The sequence below is a fragment of the Lysobacter terrestris genome (genome assembly GCF_014489475.1).
In the GTDB taxonomy this organism is placed as follows: Bacteria; Pseudomonadota; Gammaproteobacteria; order Xanthomonadales; family Xanthomonadaceae; genus Agrilutibacter; species Agrilutibacter terrestris.
The window spans coordinates 1720550-1739542 of the sequence record NZ_CP060820.1; the positions used below are offsets into that span (position 1 = coordinate 1720550).

Here is an 18993-nt window from a genome sequence, read left to right on the forward strand (position 1 = left end):
CAGGTTCAACTGATTGCGTTCCACAACTCTCTCCTTGAAAACGATGGGATGTTGAAGCCGTTGCCGACGGCGACCCTCACTCAGTCCTCCTGGACGCATGGGGGCGGCTGCGGATGCAGCAGTCGGGCGGTCGGATTGGGGGAAATCACCGGGCGAGTTGGACTGCCAGATCGGATTGCCAGATCGCATTGCCAGAAGCGGCCGAACAGGGAAGGCCGTCGATCAAGGAACTGCAGTGGCTGCAAAGGCCGCGAGCGCTGCCGGCGCGCGTTCGACGGCATCCATCCGCACCTTCCGGTGCGAATGAACAATCGTCAGGACGTGATTCGGGGCCGCTCGGTGGCTGCGTGTCCCGGCGCGTTGCGGCGCGTGGAACACGATGGCGGCGTGGTGACGATCGCGTCGCGTGCGCGCTGCGGCGCATTGGACAGAATGGCGGCGTGGGGGCGGTCGGGGCGCTGCATGTGTAACTCCGGGGGAAGTCAGGGACGACAGGTGTCGTCACCCCGGCGAGAGCGCAGGCCATTCCGCGGCATGGCGCCGTCGGAGCTGACATCCCTGTGTCTTCGCGTCGACCCGCACCCGCCAGCGGCGCGCAGGTCGCGCCAGAGGAAAGTGCGGAGGTGACGACGAGTGGACGACCGGCCCGGGTCCCCACTCCTGCCGCGGCCCATGCGGCGCGCGCATCCTGCACACCGGGTCCGCCGCGTGCACGCCGCATCGCAGCAATGCGCCGCCGTTCTGTCCGCGAGCGCCGCAAACGCCGCTCAAGGAGCGACCCAACGCACCCGGGCAGCGATGCTCGCCGCTGCCTACGACTTTGGTTGCGCAGCCTCTGTCGCGCGCGGCGTGGGCCGTACACTCGCAGGCGAAGGCGCGACGGCGCGCCATGCGAAGGCGGAGACAACCACGCGTGATCCCGGGCTGGATGCTGCTGCTGGTGTCGCTGGGCTATGTCGGCCTGCTGTTCACCGTCGCCTATATCGGCGACCAGCGCGAGCCCGGCACGAAGGCGCAGCAGCGCCGGCTGCGCCCGCTGGTGTATTCGCTGGCGCTGGCGGTGTATGCCTCGTCGTGGACGTTCTACGGCGCGGTGGGCACCGCCGCGCGCACCGGCCTGGGTTTCCTGCCGATCTACCTCGGCCCGATGCTGATGCTGCTGTTCGGTTGGCGCATCCTCGAGCGGCTGGTGCTGATCTCCGGCGAGCACCGCATCGTCTCCATCGCCGACTTCCTGTCCTCGCGCTACGGCCGCGCGCCGGGCCTCGCCGCGCTGGTCGCGACGGTGGCGCTGATCGCGGCGGTGCCGTACGTCGCGCTGCAGTTCAAGGCGGTGGCCTTGAGCGTGTCGGTGCTGGCGCCGGGCAGCGAGCAGGTCATGCCCGGCGATCCGGCGCTGTACGTGGCGCTGCTGCTGGCGGCATTCGCGATCCTGTTCGGCACGCGCCAGATCGACGCGACCGAACACCACCGCGGCATGGTCCTCGCCGTCGCGCTGGAATCGCTGGTGAAGCTGCTCGCGTTCGTCGCCATCGGCGTGTTCGCGATGGCGCACCTGCCCGGCAGCGGCAACACCGCCGACCGCGTGGTGCAGGCGTCCGAAGTGGTCTTCGCCCAAGGCATGCCCGCGGGCTTCGTCGCGCAGACGCTGCTCGCCTTCGCCGCGATCGTGTGCCTGCCGCGCCAGTTCCACGTCGCCGTGGTCGAGTGCCAGGATGCGGGCGACCTGCGTCCGGCGCGTTGGCTGTTCGGCGGCTATCTCGTCATCGTCAGCCTGCTGGTGGTGCCGATCACGCTGGCGGGGCAATCGTTGCTGGCCGGCACCGGCACCTCGCCCGACACCTACGTGCTCGCGCTGCCCCTGGCGCTGGACCAGAACGCATTGGCGATGATCGCCTACGTCGGTGGCTTCTCCGCGGCGACCGGCATGGTCATCGTGGCGAGCGTCGCGTTGGCGACGATGGTCAGCAACGACCTGGTGATGCCGCTGCTGCTGCGCAGCGGCGCCCTGCGCGAAGGCGCGAGCATCGACCGCCAGGTGCTGTGGGTGCGGCGCGCGACGATCGTCGCGCTGGCGCTGATGGCCTACGCCTACCACCGCGGTTCCGCGGGCGAGACGCTGGCGCAGCACGGCCTGCTCGCGTTCGCCGCGGTCGCGCAGTTCGCGCCCGCGCTGATCGGCGGCCTGTACTGGCGCGGCGCCAGCCGCGCGGGCGCGTTCACCGGCCTGCTGCTCGGCGCGCTGCTGTGGGCGTACACGCTGCTGCTGCCGGCGCTGGCCCGCGCCGGCTGGCTCGACACCGGCTGGATCACGCAGGGACCGCTCGGCATCGGCTGGCTGCGGCCGGAACAGCTGCTCGGCCTGAGCGGCTGGGACGCGCTCACCCACGGCGTGGTGTGGTCGCTGCTCGCCAATATCGCCGCCTTCGTCGGCGTCTCCGCGTGGAAGCGGCCGCGCCTGCAGGACCAGCTGCTCGCCACCTCCTACCTCGACCCGTACGCGCAGCGCTCCGCGCTCGGCCCCGGCGGCTGGGCCGGCAGCGTGCGCAGCGGCGAACTGCTGGCGCTGGCCGAACGCATCGTCGGCGAGCGCCACGCGCGCCGCGCCTTCGAGGAATACGCGCGGGCGCAGGGCCGGCCGTGGCATCCCGAACAACCCGCCGACCGCGCACTCGCGCAGTTCACCGAACGCCTGCTCGCCTCGGCGATCGGCGCGGCCTCCGCGCGCCTCACCCTCACTACCGCGCTGCGCGGCTCGGGCATGGAGCTGGGCGAAGTGGTGTCGCTGCTCGACGAGGCCAGCCAGGAGCTGCGCTTCAACCGCCAGGTGCTGTCGACCACGCTGGAGAACATCAGCCAGGGCGTGAGCGTGGTCGATGCCGAGATGCGCCTGGTCGCGTGGAACCGGCGCTACCAGGAACTGTTCGGCTACCCCGACGGCATGCTCTACGTCGGCCGCCCGGTCAGCGACCTGATCCGCTGGAACGCGCGCCGCGGCGAGATCGGCACCGGGCCGTTGTCGCCCGCGGGCGTGGAGGAACAGGTGCGGCGCCGCCTCGGCCATCTGCGCGCCGGCACGCCGCACGTGTTCGAACGCGTGCGCGCCAGCGGCCAGGTGGTCGAGATGCGCGGCCAGCCCCTGCCCGGCGGCGGCTACGTCACCAGCTACAGCGACGTCACCGACTACAAGCGCGTGGAAAGCCAGCTGCGCGAGGTCAACGAGACGCTGGAACAGCGCGTCGAGCAGCGCACGCGCGAAGCCGAGGCGGCGCAGCAGTCGAAGACGCGCTTCCTCGCCGCGGTCAGCCACGACGTGCTGCAGCCGCTGAACGCCGCGCGCCTGTTCGCCTCGGCGTTGCGCGAGAGCGGCGTGAGCGGCGAGCAATCGCACCTGGCCGAGCGCGTCGACGCCTCGCTGCGTGCGGCGGAGGAACTGCTCGACGGCCTGCTCGACATCTCGCGCCTGGAAGCGGGCGCGCTGCAGCCCGAACGCAGCGACTTCGACGCCGGCGAACTGCTGCGCGAACTCGCCACCCAGTACGCACCGATGGCCGCCGAGCGCGGCCTGCAGCTGCGCGTGCGCCTGTGCGCGGAACCGTTGCCGGTGCACAGCGATCGCCGCCTGCTGCGGCGCGCGCTGCAGAACTTCCTCGCCAACGCGCTGCGCTACACCCGGCCGCGCGGTGGCCGCGGCGACGGCGTGCTGCTGACCGCGCGCGCGCGCGACGGCGCGGTGGCGCTGCAGGTGTGGGACACCGGCCCCGGCATCTCCGAACACCACCTCGAACAGATCTTCGAGGAGTTCCGCCGCTTCGAGCAGCCCGGCACCAGCGGCGAACGCGGCCTCGGCCTGGGCCTGTCGATCTGCCAGCGCATCGCACGCACGCTGGAGCATCCGCTCGCGGTGCGTTCGCGCGTGGGCCACGGCAGCATGTTCGCGATCACCGTGCCGTTCGGGCGCGCGCAGTTCGCGGTGCCACCGGAAGACGCGCGCATCGAGACGCCGCCGGATTCGCTCGCCGGCCTGCGCGCGCTGTGCATCGACAACGACCGCGAGATCCTCGACGGCATGCGCGCGTTGCTGTCGCGCTGGCAGGCGCAGGTGCTGGTCGCGGCCGACGTCGACGAGGCACTGGCGCAGATGGACGCGGCGCACGCCGACGCGCGCCTGCCGGACGTGCTGCTGGTCGACTACCACCTGCACGACCGCCTCGACGGCCTCGGCCTGATCGCGGCCTTGCGCGCGCGCGCCGGCATCGAGCTGCCGGCCGCGCTGCTCACCGGCGACGGCAGCGACGCGGTGAAACTGGCTGCGCGCGAACGCGGCTGCGTGGTGCTGACCAAGCCAGTGAAGCCGGCATCGCTGCGCGCGTTCCTGGCCTCGACGCGACAGTCGGTGCAGGCCTGAGGCCGGAGTCATCGCGAAACCCGTCGCCCGGGTACCGCTGGCCTACCCGGGGCTACGAACCTCCGTAGGTCGAGGCGTCGACCCTTGCAGCTTCGACCGTCGACCTCCCGGCGCCGCGGCTCGACCCCGACGGGTCGGCGCTTCGACCCGGAAGGGGCCAGCCGTGGACCTCCAAGCGCGGACCTTCGACCCATCAAGGTCGAAGCCTGGACCCCTCGGGGTCCAAGGTTGGACCTCCAAGCTCGGCGCTTCGACCCGGAGAGGTCGGCGGCTGGACCCCGACAGCTCCAACGCCGGAGCTCCGGGCTCGGCGCTTCGACCTGCCGAGGTCGGAGCGTGGAGCCGGGAAGGTGCAACGGCGGACGCCACGCCCCCTCACCCTGCGTTGCTGCGCAACGCGGTCCCTCCCCCCGCAAGCGGGGGGAGGGCAATCTCATGCAATGGTTTTGGGTTCCTTCTCCCCGCGAAAGCGGGGAGAAGGTCGAAACGGGCGCCAGCCCGTTGAGGGAAGGGCGGATGAGGGGCGCTTGCCGCGCCCGGAAACACAACGGCGAGGCCCCCAGGCCTCGCCGTTGTGCGTTACCGCGTTCCGCAGCGGGGTTACGCCGTCGCGCTCGTCCGCACCAGCACCGGCCGTTCCTCGTGCGTGCACACGCGGTCGCGGCCTTCGGCCTTGGCGCGGTACATCGCGCGGTCGGCGTGCATGAACAGGCTTTCGAAGCTGTCGCCCGACAGCCGCGTGGTGGCGCAGCCGAAGCTGGCGGTGATCGCCGGTGCGTCCTCGCCGATCGCCGCGGAGTCGATCACGGCGAGCCGCTCGCGGCACTGCTGCGCGATGCGTTCGGCCGCGTGCAGGTCGGCGCCGCAGGACAGGATCGCGAATTCCTCGCCGCCCAGCCGGCCGAACAGGTCGCCCTCGCGGCACGCCGCGTGGCACGCGGCGGCCACCTGCCGCAGCGCGCTGTCGCCGGCGGTGTGGCCGTAGCGGTCGTTGATGCGCTTGAAGTTGTCCAGGTCCAGCAACACCAACGCCGCCTCCTTGCCCGTCGCCTTGCAGCGCGCCAGGTGCACCTCGGCCTCCTCGCGGAAGTGGCCGCGGTTGCTGATCCCGGTGAGGCTGTCCACCTGCGCCTGCCGGCGGAACATCATCTGCACGCGCTTGATCTTGTAGGCCCAGTAGGCGCCGACGCCGAGCACCATCAGCAGCATCGCCACCAGCAGCTGGTTGTTCTGCGCGGACTTCTTCGACAGGTCCTGCTGCAGGCGCAGCACGTCGTTCTGGCGCTGCAGCAGCTCGATCGACTGGTTCTTCTGCTGCAGCTCGTGGCGGCTGAGCTGGAAGGCGAATTCGCGGGCTTTTACTTCGTCGAGGCGGGCCTTGTCGGATTCGGCGTACTGGCGGTATTCGTTGAGGGCCGTCTTCAGGTCGTCGCGGCGCAGCGCGGCTTCATAGAGCACTTTGTGTGCTGAAACCAGAGGGAGTGAATATGCATCGTTGCCTCCCTTTTTCAGGGCGCGATGAGCATGAATCTCAGCGCCACGGATGTCGCCATTGCGAAGGCGATACTCGGCTAGCAGGCCATTGATTTCGCCAATCAGGCGTGGATATCCGGTGTCCTCCACTTCTTTAAGATTTGTTTCGAGCAGTTCGATGGCTGCTGAGATCTTTCCCTTTGATGCCCAATGTCTTGCCAAGTAGCCGCGCAGGAGGTTCGTTGCGATAGGCTCTCGCAATGCGGCGCACTGTGAGATGGCTGTGTTAATGCCAGTTTCGTCGTCGAGCGAAACTCCCAAGCCAAACAGCGCTTCAATTCGTAGCTGCTGTGCAAAACACTTGCTTCGTGGAGATGCATCTTGCGCCAAGAGGCGTTCAGCAAAGTGCTGGCCTAGTGCGAACTGCCCGTACTGGTTGTAGAGGATTGAAGCGGTCAGCGATCCGAGTTCTCTTTCCTCAGCGTTGCTCACTTGATCCTGGAGCGCCAGCGCGCTTTCCAGGTAGCGAAGGCCAAGGGAGAACTCACGCGTAATGGCAGCGCCATTGGCGACGAGCAGGGCCGCTCTGAACTTCAAGGACGTTTCAGGCGATTCCTCGTAAACGGAAAGTGCTTCTCTGATTGCGGTGTCGTATTTTCCCCCGGCCATCCGCTGATAGGCACGCAGCAACTTGATCTTCTGCTTCTGGCTCCGAGTTGCAGATCTTTGCGCTTCGTCCAGTTGGGTTAGCGCCGCTGCAAAGGCATGTGGGTCGCTGGTTCGGACCGCCTCAGTCTTGCGCAGCAAAGAATCAACGTCAGTGGCAGCGACCGCTGTGAAAGGAATCAACGCACCAAGGACGCATCCAATCACGTCAATCCAAATCTTTTCCGGCTTCATTTCGCTTCTCCAGCGATTGCGGAACTAAACCATGACGCCCGGTTGCTGATCCTGCAGTCAGGCGTCATGGCGTGGGCTGTTAGGCCGCGCGTGACGTTGCTTCACGATCAGGGGCTTCTTCCTCGCCATCCTGCTCTTCTTCCTTCGGCTCATCGTTCTCTGCCGGTGCAATCAGGCACATCATCGAAATACGGCCGCCTAGCAGTTGGTTCAGAGCGTTGGCATCACCCGCCAGCAGGGCTTGGTTCGCGGCTGGTTCAAGCTTTGCATTAGCAACCGCTGCCGCGAAATCCTCAGCCGACAGCGTTTTCGGGTTGTGGGCCATGGCTTCCAGGAACTGCACGACGTTGGACATCTTCGACTCCTTACTGCTTGAGGGTGGACTACAAGGGGCTGGAGCGGCGTATGCCGCTCCAGCAAATTTCGTCAATCAGGTACAAAAACAAAGCAGCGCATGGCGGCGCGACCGCTAATCGCTCGATTCAGGCCGTCTTGGTCCCGTGCCACCAGCGCTTCGTGGGCGGCAGCGTCCAGCTTGGCTGCAGCAACAGCGCTGGCGTAATTGGCGCCGGAAATCTGATTCGGCGAAGCGCCAAGGGCTTCGAGAAACTGCACGACATTGGACATCACTAGCCTCCTGCTGGTTGGTGGTGGAACGGATTAGTCAGCTGCGACGGCTGCGGCTTCAGCGCGCTCGATCGCCTCGATCCGCGCCAGCATCGCCTCGTCGCGTTGCAGCGGCGCGCACGGCGGTACCACCAGCGTCGAATGCATGTACAGCGCGGTATCGGGCAGGTCGCACAGCGGCACGGTGTCCATGCGCGGCTGGGTGATCGGGAGCGTAGCGGCTTCGTACACGGTGACCGGGTGGTCGAGCGGGTAGTCCTCGCGCAGGCGTTCGACCAGCAGGCGGCGGTATTCGGGCCCGGTGGCGAAGCGGCGGTAGCTGCGGTCGCCGGCGATGCCGACCTGCCACAGCACCAGGTACGCCGACGGATCGATGCGGCGGCGGTAGAACATGAACTGGCTGGCTTCGAAGTGCGCGCAGCCGACGCGGCCCGGATCGATGCCGAGGTCGGCGTACAGGCAGTCCTCGGCGGACACGCCCGGTTCCATGTGCGCGTGGAAGCCCTCGCTGCGCGCCTGCGCGATCGCGTCGTGCGGCACCTTGGCGAACACGCCGGGGTGGCCATAGAACGCGCCGCACACGGTGCGGCCGGCGCGGACCTCGGCGAGCATGGCGTCGACCATCTCGCGGTAGGTCTGGTGGCGCGGCTTGCCCTCGGCGTAGTGCGGCTGCAGGCTGCGCACGTCGCGGTGCATCTGCTGGATCCACAACTCGACCACCGGGTCGGACACGGCGGCGAAGACCACATCGGCCTGTTCGATATGCGCGCGGGCGCGTGGGCCGAGATGGGCCCCCAGCATCATCCCCAGCCCGACACAGGCCAGGCTGCCCGGCTTTTCAGCGTTGCTTGCCACGGATCCGTCCATCCCCCGAAAGACTCCGGGACGATACCGGGACCGCCTGATTTTGCAAACTTCGTCTCAGTCGGCGGTGCGCCGGGCGCGGCGTGGCCCTCGTAGCCCGGGTAAGCGCAGCGCACCCGGGGCTTTTCGTGCCGGCGAGATTCGACCCCGGGTGCGGCCTTCGGCCTTACCCGGGCTACGGCTCTACGGGGCCTACGGTGTGGATTCGCGGCGAGCGGCCCAAGTCGCGCGCGGCAATTCCCAGCGGCATTGGCTCGGTGCGGTGGCGCGCTCCGGCGCGTGCACGAAGCCGAAGCGGTCGAGCAGGCGGTCAATGATGCGGGCGTGGTCGTCGTCCGGGCGTTCCGCGTACACCAATGCCAGGCCCATGCCGAGGAAGGCATGGTCGATCAGCGGCACGAAGGCCTCGCTGGAAATCCCGCGGTTCCACCAGCCATGGCGCAGCATCACCCCGAGTTCGGCGCGGTCGCCGCTGCGCAGCAGCGCAGCCATGCCGATGGCGCTGGCCGATTGCACGTCCTCGACCGCCTTGTGGTCGATCGCCCAGAAGCGGTGGCCCGGCGCGTCCTTCGCGTTGTGAGCGCAGGCGCGGCGGAAACTCTGCGTCGCCGCTTCGCTCGACAGCGGCGGCAGGATGCGGCGCATCACGTCGGGATCGGTGTAGAGGTGGCAGAACATCGCCTCGTCGCCGGCCTCCATCGGCCGCAGCCGCAGCCGCGGCGTCTCCAGCACGCCCGCTTCCAGCACCGCCATCAGTTCGACCACGCCGCATCGGCGCCGCGCGCCTTCGCCACGCGCACGCGGCCGCAGTCGCCGTCGCGGCATTCGCTGCGGTCGAACACGCTGTACTTCTCGGCCAGCAGCGGCAGGCCGAGGATGCTCTGCGCGGGCCAGCGCGGCAGCTGGCGCATCAGCAGGAAATACGCCTGCCCGGCCTGCATCGCGTTGCGCGGCCAGTAGTGCTCGTGGGTGCAGCTGAGGCGGGTCTCGCCGCCGCCGGGCGCACGCAGCCAGACGTGCAGGTCGGGCCAGTCGAGCGCATCGACGTCGGCATTGGCGATGCCCTGCTGGTGTTGCGCGAACGCCTGCTGGAAGCGTTCGGCCGTCGCGCGCAGGCGCGGATCAAACGCGTCGAACGCGGCAAGCACCGCGTCGTACAGCGAGTTCTCCAGGATCACGAAGCTGCAGCCGGTGTCGAGGAAGGCGTCGCTGCCGCCACGGCGCTGGTCGGCGGCCGACAAGGGCGGCGGCTGGATGCGCGGCGCGTCGCCGACCTGCAGCGCGATCAGGTCGACGTTGTAGTAGAGGTCATCGACCAACTGGATCTCGTCGAAGTCGCCTTCGTGCAGGCTGTGGGCGTGGTCGCCGTCCTGGCGCGCTGAACCGCCGAGCACCAGCACGCCCTGGTTGCGCGGATCGGCGACGAGCAGGGCCGGATCGGCGCTGTCGTCCTCGACGTGCACCAGCGGCCGGCGCAGCAGCAGGGCGAAGCGGTTCTCCACGCGGCCGGCATTGGCCAACGCGGTGAACAGCGGCGTCACCGCGACGCGCGGTTGCTGTTCGATCAGGGTCTCGAAGTCGGCGAGGTTCTCGTCCTCGCGGTCGAACGGCCACGGCCAGGTCAGCGGCGGTTCGATGCCGCGTTCGCTCAGGTAGGCCTGCATGTCGTGGGCCTTGTTGAGGCCGGTGTAGGCGAGCCCGAACAGGCCGTCGGCGCCGTGCAGGTCCTGCGCCGTGGCCTGCACCAGCGAGAACGGCGCGGCGTCGAGTTGCACGCAGTGCGCCTGGTCCTGCATCGGCAGCGCTTCGAAATGCACCTGCGCGTTGAGCACCGGCCCGGCCCAGCGGCCGGCGCCGTAACTGACTTCCTGCGCCCACGAGGTCGGCGCGTGGCTGCTGTCCTCGGTGGGGTCGTAGACGTGCGGCAGCACCGCGAGCGTGCTGCTGCCGGTGTCGAGCACGAAGTTGCCGCTGCGGCGTTCGCTGCCGAGCGCGAGGCGCACGGTGTAGGCGCCCTTGGCGTGGGCGAGGGTGATGGGCAGGTGGAGGGCGCGGGTCATGCGCGCATTGGAGCAGGCGGAAGGGGTGGCACGCCACGGCCCCTCACCCTGCGTTGCTGCGCAACGCTGTCCCTCGCTCTGCCCCCGGCCCTTGCGCATGGCGCAAGGGCGTTCAGCCGGGCGTGCGCCAGTGGCGCACAAGCGCCCGCCTTCACCCCGCAGGCGGGGCGAGGGGAGCAGGGCGCGCAGGCTTTGCTATTTCTTCTCCCCGCGGTAGCGGGGAGAAGGTGCCCGAAGGGCGGATGAGGGGGCTTTTGCCGTTGCTGGAAGGGCGGATGAGGGGCACTTTTGCGTTGCTGCTCGGTGCTTCCTCAGTCGGCCTCTTCCGGCGGCAACGTCACCGCGCCCGGATCGATCGCCAGGCGGCCGGCGAGCAGCACGGCCTGGGTGCGGTTGCTGGCGCCGAGTTTGCGCAGGATCGCGGTCATGTGCGCCTTGATGGTCGCTTCCGACACGCCCAGTTCGTAGGCGATCTGCTTGTTCAGCAGCCCCGCGCCGAGCATCTGCAGCACGCGGAACTGCTGCGGAGTGAGCTCGCGCAGGCGCTGCGCGACGGCGTGCTCGTCGGCGTTCGCGGCGGGCGCATCGAGCGCGGATGCGGGCGCCCAGCGGTCGCCGGCGAGCACGCTGGAAATCGCTTCGCCCAGGGTGCGCGCATCGGCCGACTTCGGGATGAAACCGACCGCGCCGTGGTCGAGCGCGCGCCGCATCACCGCCGGTTCTTCGCGCGCGGACACCACCACGATCGGCAGCTGCGGTTGCAGCGCACGCAGGTGCACCAGTGCGGAGAAGCCCTGTGCGCCGGGCATGTTGAGGTCGAGCAGGAGCAGGTCCGCGTCGGGTTCGGCGTCGACCAGCAGGTACAGCGCGTCGACGCTGTCGGCCTCGCACAGCCGCGCCTCCGGCAGCACACGCGCGACCGCGCCGCGCAGGGCTTCGCGGAACAGCGGGTGGTCGTCGGCGATCAGCAGGGTGGGCATCGCTGGGGGCTTGGGACTAGAGGCTGGGGGTTGGCGGGGCGAAGTCGTTGTCGAAGTGCGGCGCAAGTAGCTGCGGATATCCAGCCCCCAGTCCCCAGTCTCGAGCTCCGGCTTTCACGGCACCCGCCGATGCTGCACCAGCGACTCCACTACCGAGGGATCGGCCAGGGTCGAGGTATCGCCGAGCTGGTCGGGCGCGTTCTCGGCGATCTTGCGCAGGATGCGGCGCATGATCTTGCCGCTGCGCGTCTTCGGCAGGCCCGGTGCCCATTGCAGGTGGTCGGGCGCGGCGATCGGGCCGATCTCCTTGCGCACGTGCGCGACCAGCTCCTTGCGCAGGTCCTCGCTCTCGCCCTCGCCGACGATCAGGGTGACGTAGGCGTAGATTCCCTGGCCCTTGATGTCGTGCGGGAAGCCGACGACCGCGGCTTCGGCGACCTTCGGGTGCGAGACCAGCGCGCTCTCGACTTCGGCGGTGCCGATGCGGTGGCCGCTGACGTTGATGACGTCGTCGACGCGGCCGGTGATCCAGTAATAGCCATCGGCGTCGCGGCGGCAGCCGTCGCCGGTGAAGTACATGCCCGGGTAGGTCCTGAAGTAGGTGTCGATGAAGCGCGGGTGGTCGCCGTACACCGTGCGCATCTGCCCGGGCCAGGAGTCGAGCAGGACCAGGTTGCCTTCGGCCTCGCCTTCGAGCAGCGCGCCGTTGGCGTCGACCAGCGCCGGTTGCACGCCGAAGAACGGCTTGGTCGCCGAACCTGGCTTGGTGTCGATCGCGCCCGGCAGCGGCGAGATCAGGATGCCGCCGGTCTCGGTCTGCCACCACGTGTCCACGACCGGGCAGCGCGAATCGCCGACGGTCTCGTAGTACCAGCGCCACGCCTCGGGATTGATCGGTTCGCCCACGGTGCCGAGCAGGCGCAGCGAGGCGCGCGAGGTCTTCTTCACCGGCGCCTCGCCTTCGCGCATCAGCGCGCGGATCGCGGTCGGCGCGGTGTAGAAGATCGTGACCCGGTGCTTGTCGATGACTTCCCAGAAGCGCGACACGTTCGGGTAGTTGGGCACGCCCTCGAACACCAGCGCGGTGGCGCCGTTGGCGAGCGGGCCGTAGACGATGTAGCTGTGGCCGGTGACCCAGCCGACGTCGGCGGTGCACCAGTAGATGTCGTCCTCGCGCAGGTCGAACACGCTCTCGTGGGTGTAGCTCGCCCACACGAGGTAACCGCCGGTGGTGTGCAGCACGCCCTTGGGTTTGCCGGTGGAGCCGGAGGTGTAGAGGATGAACAGCGGATCCTCCGCGTTCATGCGTTCGGGCTCGCACTGCACGGGCTGGCCGTCGACGACGGCGTCGAACCAGCGGTCGCGTGGCATCTGCATGTTCACCGCGGCGCCGGTGTGGCGCACCACCAGCACCGTTTCCACCGAGTTGGTGCCGGGCAGCTTCAGCGCGGCATCGACGTTGGCCTTCAGCGGCACCTTCTTGCCGCCGCGCAGGCCTTCGTCGGCGGTGATGATCAGCTTGGACTGGCAGTCGTGGACGCGGTCGGCGATCGATTGCGGCGCGAAGCCGCCGAACACCACCGAGTGGATCGCGCCGATGCGCGCGCACGCCAGCATCGCCGCGACCGCCTCGGGGATCATTGGCAGGTAGATGGTGATGCGGTCGCCCTTCTTCACGCCGAGGCCGCGCAGGGCGTTGGCGAGCTGGCACACGCGCGCATGCAGGTCGCGGTAGCTGATGTGCTGCGCGGTCTGCGCCGGGTCGTCGGGTTCGAAGATCAGCGCGGTCTTGTCGCCGCGCGTGGCGAGGTGGCGGTCGAGGCAGTTGACGCTGGCGTTGAGCTCGCCGTCGGCGTACCAGCGGATGTGGAAGTCGTCGAGCGCGTAGCTCACGTCCTTGATCTGCGTCGGTGCCTGCATCCAGTCCAGGCGCCTGGCGACGTCGCCCCAGAACGCATCGGGTTCGCGCACCGATTGCGCGTACAGGCGCTCGTAGTCGTCGCGCTTGAGGCGTGCGGTTGCGGCGAATTCCGGCGGCACGGGATGCAGGTCAGGGGGCGACATGGGCGTGTTCTGGCGGGCGGGGACGGCCAGTGTGCCGCAAGCGCGCTGGCGCGAGTGAAGCCGGTGTTAGGAGCGCCGTTAGACCTTGGTCGAATGCCGCCCCAACTTCGACCATTGGCGAATAGGCGGCGCGCCGATGCCGCGCGCAGGCTGCGGGAATCGTGCACTCCGCACGTCGTCCGGGAGGGGACATGTCCACTGGTCTCGCAAGGCGTCACCGTCGGCCCCTCGCGGCTGCGGTGCTGGTCGCACTACTCGCTCCGGGTCTGGCGTTCGCCCAGACCGCGAAGGAAAAGGAACTCGAAGCGCGCGTCGCCCAGCTCGAACAGCTGGTGCAGCAGCTGGTCGCGCAGCAACAGCAGTCGCAGCAGCAACTCACCCAGGTGCAGGCGGCGCAGGCCGCGCCCACGGTGGCGGCCGCGGACACCAAGCCGAAGATCCAGTCCACGCCGATCAACATCGCCGGCAACCCGGGCACGCGTTTCAGCTACGGCGGCTTCATCAAGATGGACGCGATGATGACCGACACCACCGACGGCGAGATCGCCGACGGCAGCGTCGGCCGCATGTTCTACGTGCCCTCGGCCATCCCGGTCGGCGGCGCGAACGAAGGCACCGATACCGACTTCGGCGCGCAGTTCTCGCGCTTCTGGTTCGCCGCCGACACCGACATGGACAACGGCAAGAAGGTCAAGGCGTACCTGGAGTTCGACCTGTTCGGCGGCGGCAACAACGCCTTCCTCGGCAACGAGGTCGCCACCAACACCCACGGCCTGACCGTGCGCCACGCCTACGTCAGCTACGACAAGTGGCTGGCCGGCCAGACCTGGTCGAACTTCCAGGACGTGGCCGCGCTGCCCGACAGCGTCGACTTCATCGGCCCGACCGAAGGCACCATCTTCGTGCGCCAGGCGCAGGTGCGTTACACCAGCGGGCCGTGGTCGTTCTCGGTGGAGAACCCGGAAACCACCATCACCCCGTTCCTCAACACCGGTGCGCGCATCAGCAGCGACGACAACCTCGCGCCGGACTTCACCGCGCGCTGGCTGAAGAAGGGCGACTGGGGCCACTTCACCGTCGCCGCGCTGCTGCGCCAGTTCAAGTACGAGAACCCGGCCACCGGCATCGACGACAGCAGTACCGGCGGCGCGGTCAGCGTGTCGGGCAAGTTCAACCTCGGCAAGAACGACGACATCCGCTACATGGTCAGCGGCGGCAGCGGCATCGGTCGTTACCTCGGCCTGGCCATCGCCAGCGACGTGGTGCTCGACGCCGGCGGCAACCTCGAGGCGATCGACGGCTACGGCGCGTTCGCCGCGTACCGGCACGCCTTCTCGCCGAAGCTGCGCAGCAACGTGTTCTACTCGATGGCGCACTTCGACAACGATCGCGCGCTTACCGGGCTCAACGTCACCGAGCGCGCGCAGTCCTGGCACGCCAACCTGATCTACTCGCCGTTCCCCAAGCTCGATGTCGGTGCCGAATTGATCTGGGGCCAGCGTTCCCTCGAAGGTGAGGCCGACGGCGACCTGCGCCGCCTGCACACCCACGTCAAGTACAGCTTCTAAAGGACCGCGCGCATGAATACCGCATCGGCTACCGCCGGCCAAAAGTTCGAGAGCGGCCTCACCCAGGGCCACAAGAAGGTCATCCTGGCCTCCAGCCTGGGCACCGTGTTCGAGTGGTACGACTTCTACCTCTACGGATCGCTCGCGGCGATCATCGCCAAGCAGTTCTTCAGCGGCGTCAACGAGACCACCGGCTTCATCTTCGCCCTGCTCGCGTTCGCCGCCGGCTTCTTCGTGCGTCCGTTCGGCGCGGCGTTCTTCGGCAGCCTCGGCGACCGCATCGGCCGCAAGTACACGTTCCTGGTCACCATCGTGATCATGGGCCTGTCGACCTTCCTGGTCGGCATCTTGCCCAGCTACGCCAGCATCGGCGTGGCCGCGCCGATCATCCTGATCGGCTTGCGCTTGCTGCAGGGCCTGGCGCTCGGCGGCGAGTACGGCGGCGCGGCGACCTACGTGGCCGAGCACGCGCCGCACGGCAAGCGCGGCCTGTACACCAGCTTCATCCAGATCACCGCGACCGCCGGGCTGTTCCTGTCGCTGCTGGTGATCCTCGGCTGCCGCGTGTACCTGGGCAACGAGGCGTTCGAAGCCTGGGGCTGGCGCATCCCGTTCCTGGTGTCGATCGCGCTGCTCGGCGTGTCGGTGTGGATCCGCATGCAGCTGAGCGAATCGCCGCTGTTCCAGCAGATGAAGAGCGAGGGCAAGGTCGCCAAGACCCCGTTCCGCGACAGCCTGTTCTCCAGCAACGGCAAGCTGATGCTGCTGGCGCTGCTCGGCGCCACCGCGGGCCAGGCGGTGGTCTGGTACGGCGGCCAGTTCTACTCGCTGTTCTTCCTCACCCAGACGCTGAAGGTCGACGGCACCACCGCCAACCTGCTGATCGCCGCCGCGCTGCTGCTGGCCACGCCGTTCTTCGTGGTGTTCGGCTGGCTGTCGGACAGGATCGGCCGCAAGAAGATCGTCATGCTCGGCTGCCTGCTCGCCGCGCTGACCTACTTCCCGATCTTCAAGGGCCTGACCCACTACGCCAATCCGGCGGTGGAGGAGGCACGCGCCTCGGCGCCGGCGGTGATCCACGCCGATCCGGGCAAGTGCAGCTTCATGTTCGACCCGATCGGCAAGAAGGTGTTCACCAACTCCTGCGACATCGCCGCGACGGCGCTGGCCAAGGCCGGCATCCCGTACACGATCGAGCCGGCGTTGGCCGGTGCGGTGGCCACGGTGAGCATCGGTGACAGCCGTGTCGCCGGTTACGAGGGCGCCGGCCTGTCCAAGGACGACGGCAAGGCCAAGTCCGATGCGTTCGGCAAGGAACTCAAGGGCGCGCTGACCGCCGCCGGCTATCCGGAGAAGGCCGATCCGTCGCGCATCAACACGCCGATGGTGCTGCTGCTGCTGTGGATCCTGGTGCTGTACGTGACCATGGTCTACGGCCCGATCGCGGCGTGGCTGGTGGAGCTGTTCCCGACGCGCATCCGCTACACCTCGATGTCGCTGCCGTACCACATCGGCAACGGCTGGTTCGGCGGCTTCCTGCCGACCATCTCGTTCGGCCTGGTCGCGGCCACCGGCAACATGTACCAGGGCCTGTGGTACCCGATCATCATCGCGTTGATGACCTTCGTGATCGGCTCGCTGTTCCTGCGCGAGACCAAGGACGTGGACATCACCAAGTAACGCCCTCCCCGCAGTCGTGGTGCGTGGCAAGCAACGCCGGCCTTCGGGCCGGCGTTGTGTCTTGTGGCGGGGTCAGGCGTCGCGCTCGCCGAGGAAGCGCAGGCCGACGCCGGGTTCGGTGGCGATCCAGCGCGGCGCGGCGGCATCGTCGCCGAGCTTCTGCCGCAACTTGGCGACGAGGATGCGCAGGTAGTGGGTGTCGTGCTGGTGGGTCGGGCCCCACAGTTCGCGCAGCAGCTGCGGCTGGGTGACGACGCGGCCGGCGTGGCGCAGCAGCAGGGTGAGCAGGGCGTATTCCTTGCGCGACAACGCCAGCACCGCGCCGGCGACGCTGACTTCGCGCCGCGCCAGGTCGATGCGCAGCGTGCCGTCGTCGAACAGCGGCAGCGCATCGGCCGGCCGCGCCTGGTTGCGCAGCAGCACGCGCACGCGCGCCATCAGTTCCTGCACACCGAAGGGCTTGGTCACGTAGTCGTTGGCGCCGGCATCCAGCGCGGCGACTTTCTCCGCTTCGCCGGCGCGCACGGTCAGCACGATCACCGGCACCGGCGACCACTCGCGCAGGGCCTGCAGCACGGCGCGGCCGTCGATGTCGGGCAGGCCCAGGTCGAGGATGACCAGGTCCGCGCCCTGCGTCGCCAACGTCGCCAGCGCGGCCTGCCCGGTGTCGGCCTGCAGCACCGCGTAGCCCTGCGCGCGCAGGCCGATGTCGAGGAAGCGGCGGATCTGCGGTTCGTCGTCCACCACCAGGATGCGCGCCGGCGTCGTGTTCATGGCGCGGCCGCCGCGGGTTCGAGCAAGGGCAGGGTGATGCGCAGCGTCGTGCCGATGCCGTCGGCGTTCGCGAGCGCTTCGACTTCGCCACCGTGCGCACCGATCATGCCGCGGCAGATCGCCAGGCCCAGGCCGGTGCCGCCGCGGCTCTCGCGATCACGATCGCCGCGACTGACCGTGTAGAACATGTCGAAGATGCGGCGGCGTTCGTCTTCGGGGATGCCGGGGCCGCGATCGCTCACCTCGATGCGCAGCTGGCCGTCGTCGCGCCGTGCGGCGATGGCGATGGCGGCACCCGGCGGCGAGAAGCGCGCGGCGTTCTCGATCACGTTGAACAGCGCCTGTTCGATCAGCGCGGGATGCACCCAGAGCAGGCCGGCGTCCGCGGCGATGCGCACGTCGAAGCGCGTATCGGGGCGATGCCGCTGCAGGCGCGTGATGGCGGAGCCGACCAGTTCGTCGACGCCGATCCAGTCGCGGTGCAGGGTCAGTCCGCCGTGGCCGAGCCGGGTCATGTCGAGCAGGTTCTGGATGTAGCGGTCCAGGCGTTCGCCTTCCTCGCGGATCGTGGCCAGCAAGGCGCGCCGGTCTTCGGCGCTGATGGCATCGGCGTAACCGTCGAGGCTGTCGGCGGCGCCGATGATGCCGGCCAGCGGCGTGCGCAGGTCGTGCGACACCGACGACAGCAGCGCCGAGCGCAGGCGTTCGGTCTCGCCGGCCATGCGCTCGGTTTCGAGCGCGGCGACCAGGCGCACGCGCAACAGCGCCTGCGCGATGTCGTCGGCCATGGCGCGGGCCAGCGCGCGTTCGCGCTCGTCCAGTGCGGGTGCCGGCAATGCGCGCTTCAGGCCGATCTGGCCCAGCGTTGCGTCGGGGGCGCGCAGTGGCAGGAACCACCAGCCGTGTTCCTCCACGGTTTCGCGCGGCGCCTGCGGGTTAGCGGGGGCATCGATCGCATCCAGGTGCAGCCACGCGTCGGCGCCGAGCCCGTGACGGAAGGCGCGGTGCGCGGCAGCGACGACCGCCGCCTCATCGGCGGCCACCGCGAGCCCCTGCGCCAGGTCCTGGCGTGCGCGCGCGTGCAGGTTGGCCGCGCGCAAGGCCTGCACCTGCATCGCCAGGCGCGCGGCCATGCGCCCGGCCAGCAGCGCGGCGGCGAGGAACAGGCCGACGGTGGCCACGCCCTGCCACGCGCTGATGTACAGCGTGTAGCGCGGAGCGATGAAGAAGAAGTTGTAGGCGAGGAAGCACAGCGTCGCGGTCAGCACCGCGGGGCCGGTGTGCGTGCGCGAGGCGACGACGAGAACCGCGAGCATGAACACCAGCGACAGGTCGCGCAGGCCCAGCCAATGCTCGGCGAGCGCCGCGACGAGCACGGCCACGGCGGCACCGGCGAGCGCGAGCGCGTAGCCCGCGGGCCCGGGCGCCGGCGACGACGCGGCCGGGAGCGTTTCGGCGGGCGGGGGCGCAGTGATCGGCATCGCCCGCATTGTGCCTGCAATGCCCGTGGCCTCCGCGCGAGGCGTGCCGGGTTTTACGCGGAATTTACGCGCGCGGCGGCGGCGATGGCTTCTGCCTTTATGCGTGGCGGGCGA

The 18993-nt window shown here is 69.0% G+C and carries 12 protein-coding genes and 1 pseudogene; 3 read left to right on the top strand and 10 right to left on the bottom strand.

Annotated elements, in window-relative coordinates; translation table 11 throughout:
- The first annotated feature begins 913 nt into the window (after window positions 1-913).
- Complete coding sequence (locus H8B22_RS08020) at window positions 914-4408, top strand: hybrid sensor histidine kinase/response regulator (protein ID WP_187710930.1); 3495 nt, start codon at window positions 914-916, stop codon at window positions 4406-4408.
- A gap of 600 nt (window positions 4409-5008) precedes the next feature.
- Here the strand turns inward: H8B22_RS08020 and H8B22_RS08025 are convergent.
- From H8B22_RS08025 to acs, 8 genes are all read right to left on the bottom strand, one after another.
- Complete coding sequence (locus tag H8B22_RS08025; RefSeq protein WP_187710931.1) at window positions 5009-6781, bottom strand: GGDEF domain-containing protein; 1773 nt, start codon at window positions 6779-6781, stop codon at window positions 5009-5011.
- Window positions 6782-6860: 79 nt separating this feature from the next.
- The gene (locus H8B22_RS08030; RefSeq protein WP_187710932.1) at window positions 6861-7136 is read right to left on the bottom strand and encodes a hypothetical protein; all 276 of its coding nucleotides are present in this window, start codon (window positions 7134-7136) and stop codon (window positions 6861-6863) included.
- A gap of 71 nt (window positions 7137-7207) precedes the next feature.
- Window positions 7208-7408: a hypothetical protein gene (locus H8B22_RS08035; RefSeq protein WP_187710933.1), complete on the bottom strand. Its 201-nt coding sequence runs from the start codon at window positions 7406-7408 to the stop codon at window positions 7208-7210.
- A 33-nt stretch (window positions 7409-7441) separates the two neighbouring features.
- Entirely contained in the window at window positions 7442-8263 is an 822-nt protein-coding gene (locus H8B22_RS08040) for an SAM-dependent methyltransferase (RefSeq protein WP_455423533.1), read from the bottom strand.
- A gap of 201 nt (window positions 8264-8464) precedes the next feature.
- Complete coding sequence (locus H8B22_RS08045; protein ID WP_187710935.1) at window positions 8465-9037, bottom strand: GNAT family N-acetyltransferase; 573 nt, start codon at window positions 9035-9037, stop codon at window positions 8465-8467.
- A complete protein-coding gene (locus H8B22_RS08050; RefSeq protein ID WP_187710936.1) occupies window positions 9025-10332 on the bottom strand; it encodes a pepsin-like aspartic protease in 1308 nt (435 codons plus the stop codon). Before H8B22_RS08050 ends, H8B22_RS08045 begins: the two co-directional genes overlap by 13 nt.
- A gap of 311 nt (window positions 10333-10643) precedes the next feature.
- The gene (locus H8B22_RS08055) at window positions 10644-11312 is read right to left on the bottom strand and encodes a response regulator transcription factor (RefSeq protein WP_187710937.1); all 669 of its coding nucleotides are present in this window, start codon (window positions 11310-11312) and stop codon (window positions 10644-10646) included.
- 114 nt (window positions 11313-11426) lie between these two features.
- Window positions 11427-13376, bottom strand: a complete 1950-nt coding sequence (gene acs / locus H8B22_RS08060; RefSeq protein WP_187710938.1) for an acetate--CoA ligase — start codon at window positions 13374-13376, stop codon at window positions 11427-11429.
- Window positions 13377-13567: 191 nt separating this feature from the next.
- Here acs and H8B22_RS08065 point away from each other — a divergent pair, with 191 nt between their 5' ends.
- Both H8B22_RS08065 and H8B22_RS08070 read left to right on the top strand, forming a co-directional pair.
- Window positions 13568-14944: a DcaP family trimeric outer membrane transporter gene (locus H8B22_RS08065; RefSeq protein ID WP_187710939.1), complete on the top strand. Its 1377-nt coding sequence runs from the start codon at window positions 13568-13570 to the stop codon at window positions 14942-14944.
- A gap of 12 nt (window positions 14945-14956) precedes the next feature.
- Complete coding sequence (locus H8B22_RS08070; protein WP_187710940.1) at window positions 14957-16624, top strand: MFS transporter; 1668 nt, start codon at window positions 14957-14959, stop codon at window positions 16622-16624.
- Between the two features lie 72 nt (window positions 16625-16696).
- Here the strand turns inward: H8B22_RS08070 and H8B22_RS08075 are convergent, their stop codons facing one another.
- Together H8B22_RS08075 and H8B22_RS08080 are read right to left on the bottom strand one after the other, a co-directional pair.
- A complete protein-coding gene (locus H8B22_RS08075; protein ID WP_187710941.1) occupies window positions 16697-17398 on the bottom strand; it encodes a response regulator in 702 nt (233 codons plus the stop codon).
- Window positions 17395-18804, bottom strand: a pseudogene (locus H8B22_RS08080) (sensor histidine kinase); the annotation flags it as partial. The pseudogene H8B22_RS08080 and the gene H8B22_RS08075, both read right to left, overlap by 4 nt.
- Window positions 18805-18993: the final 189 nt, after the last annotated feature.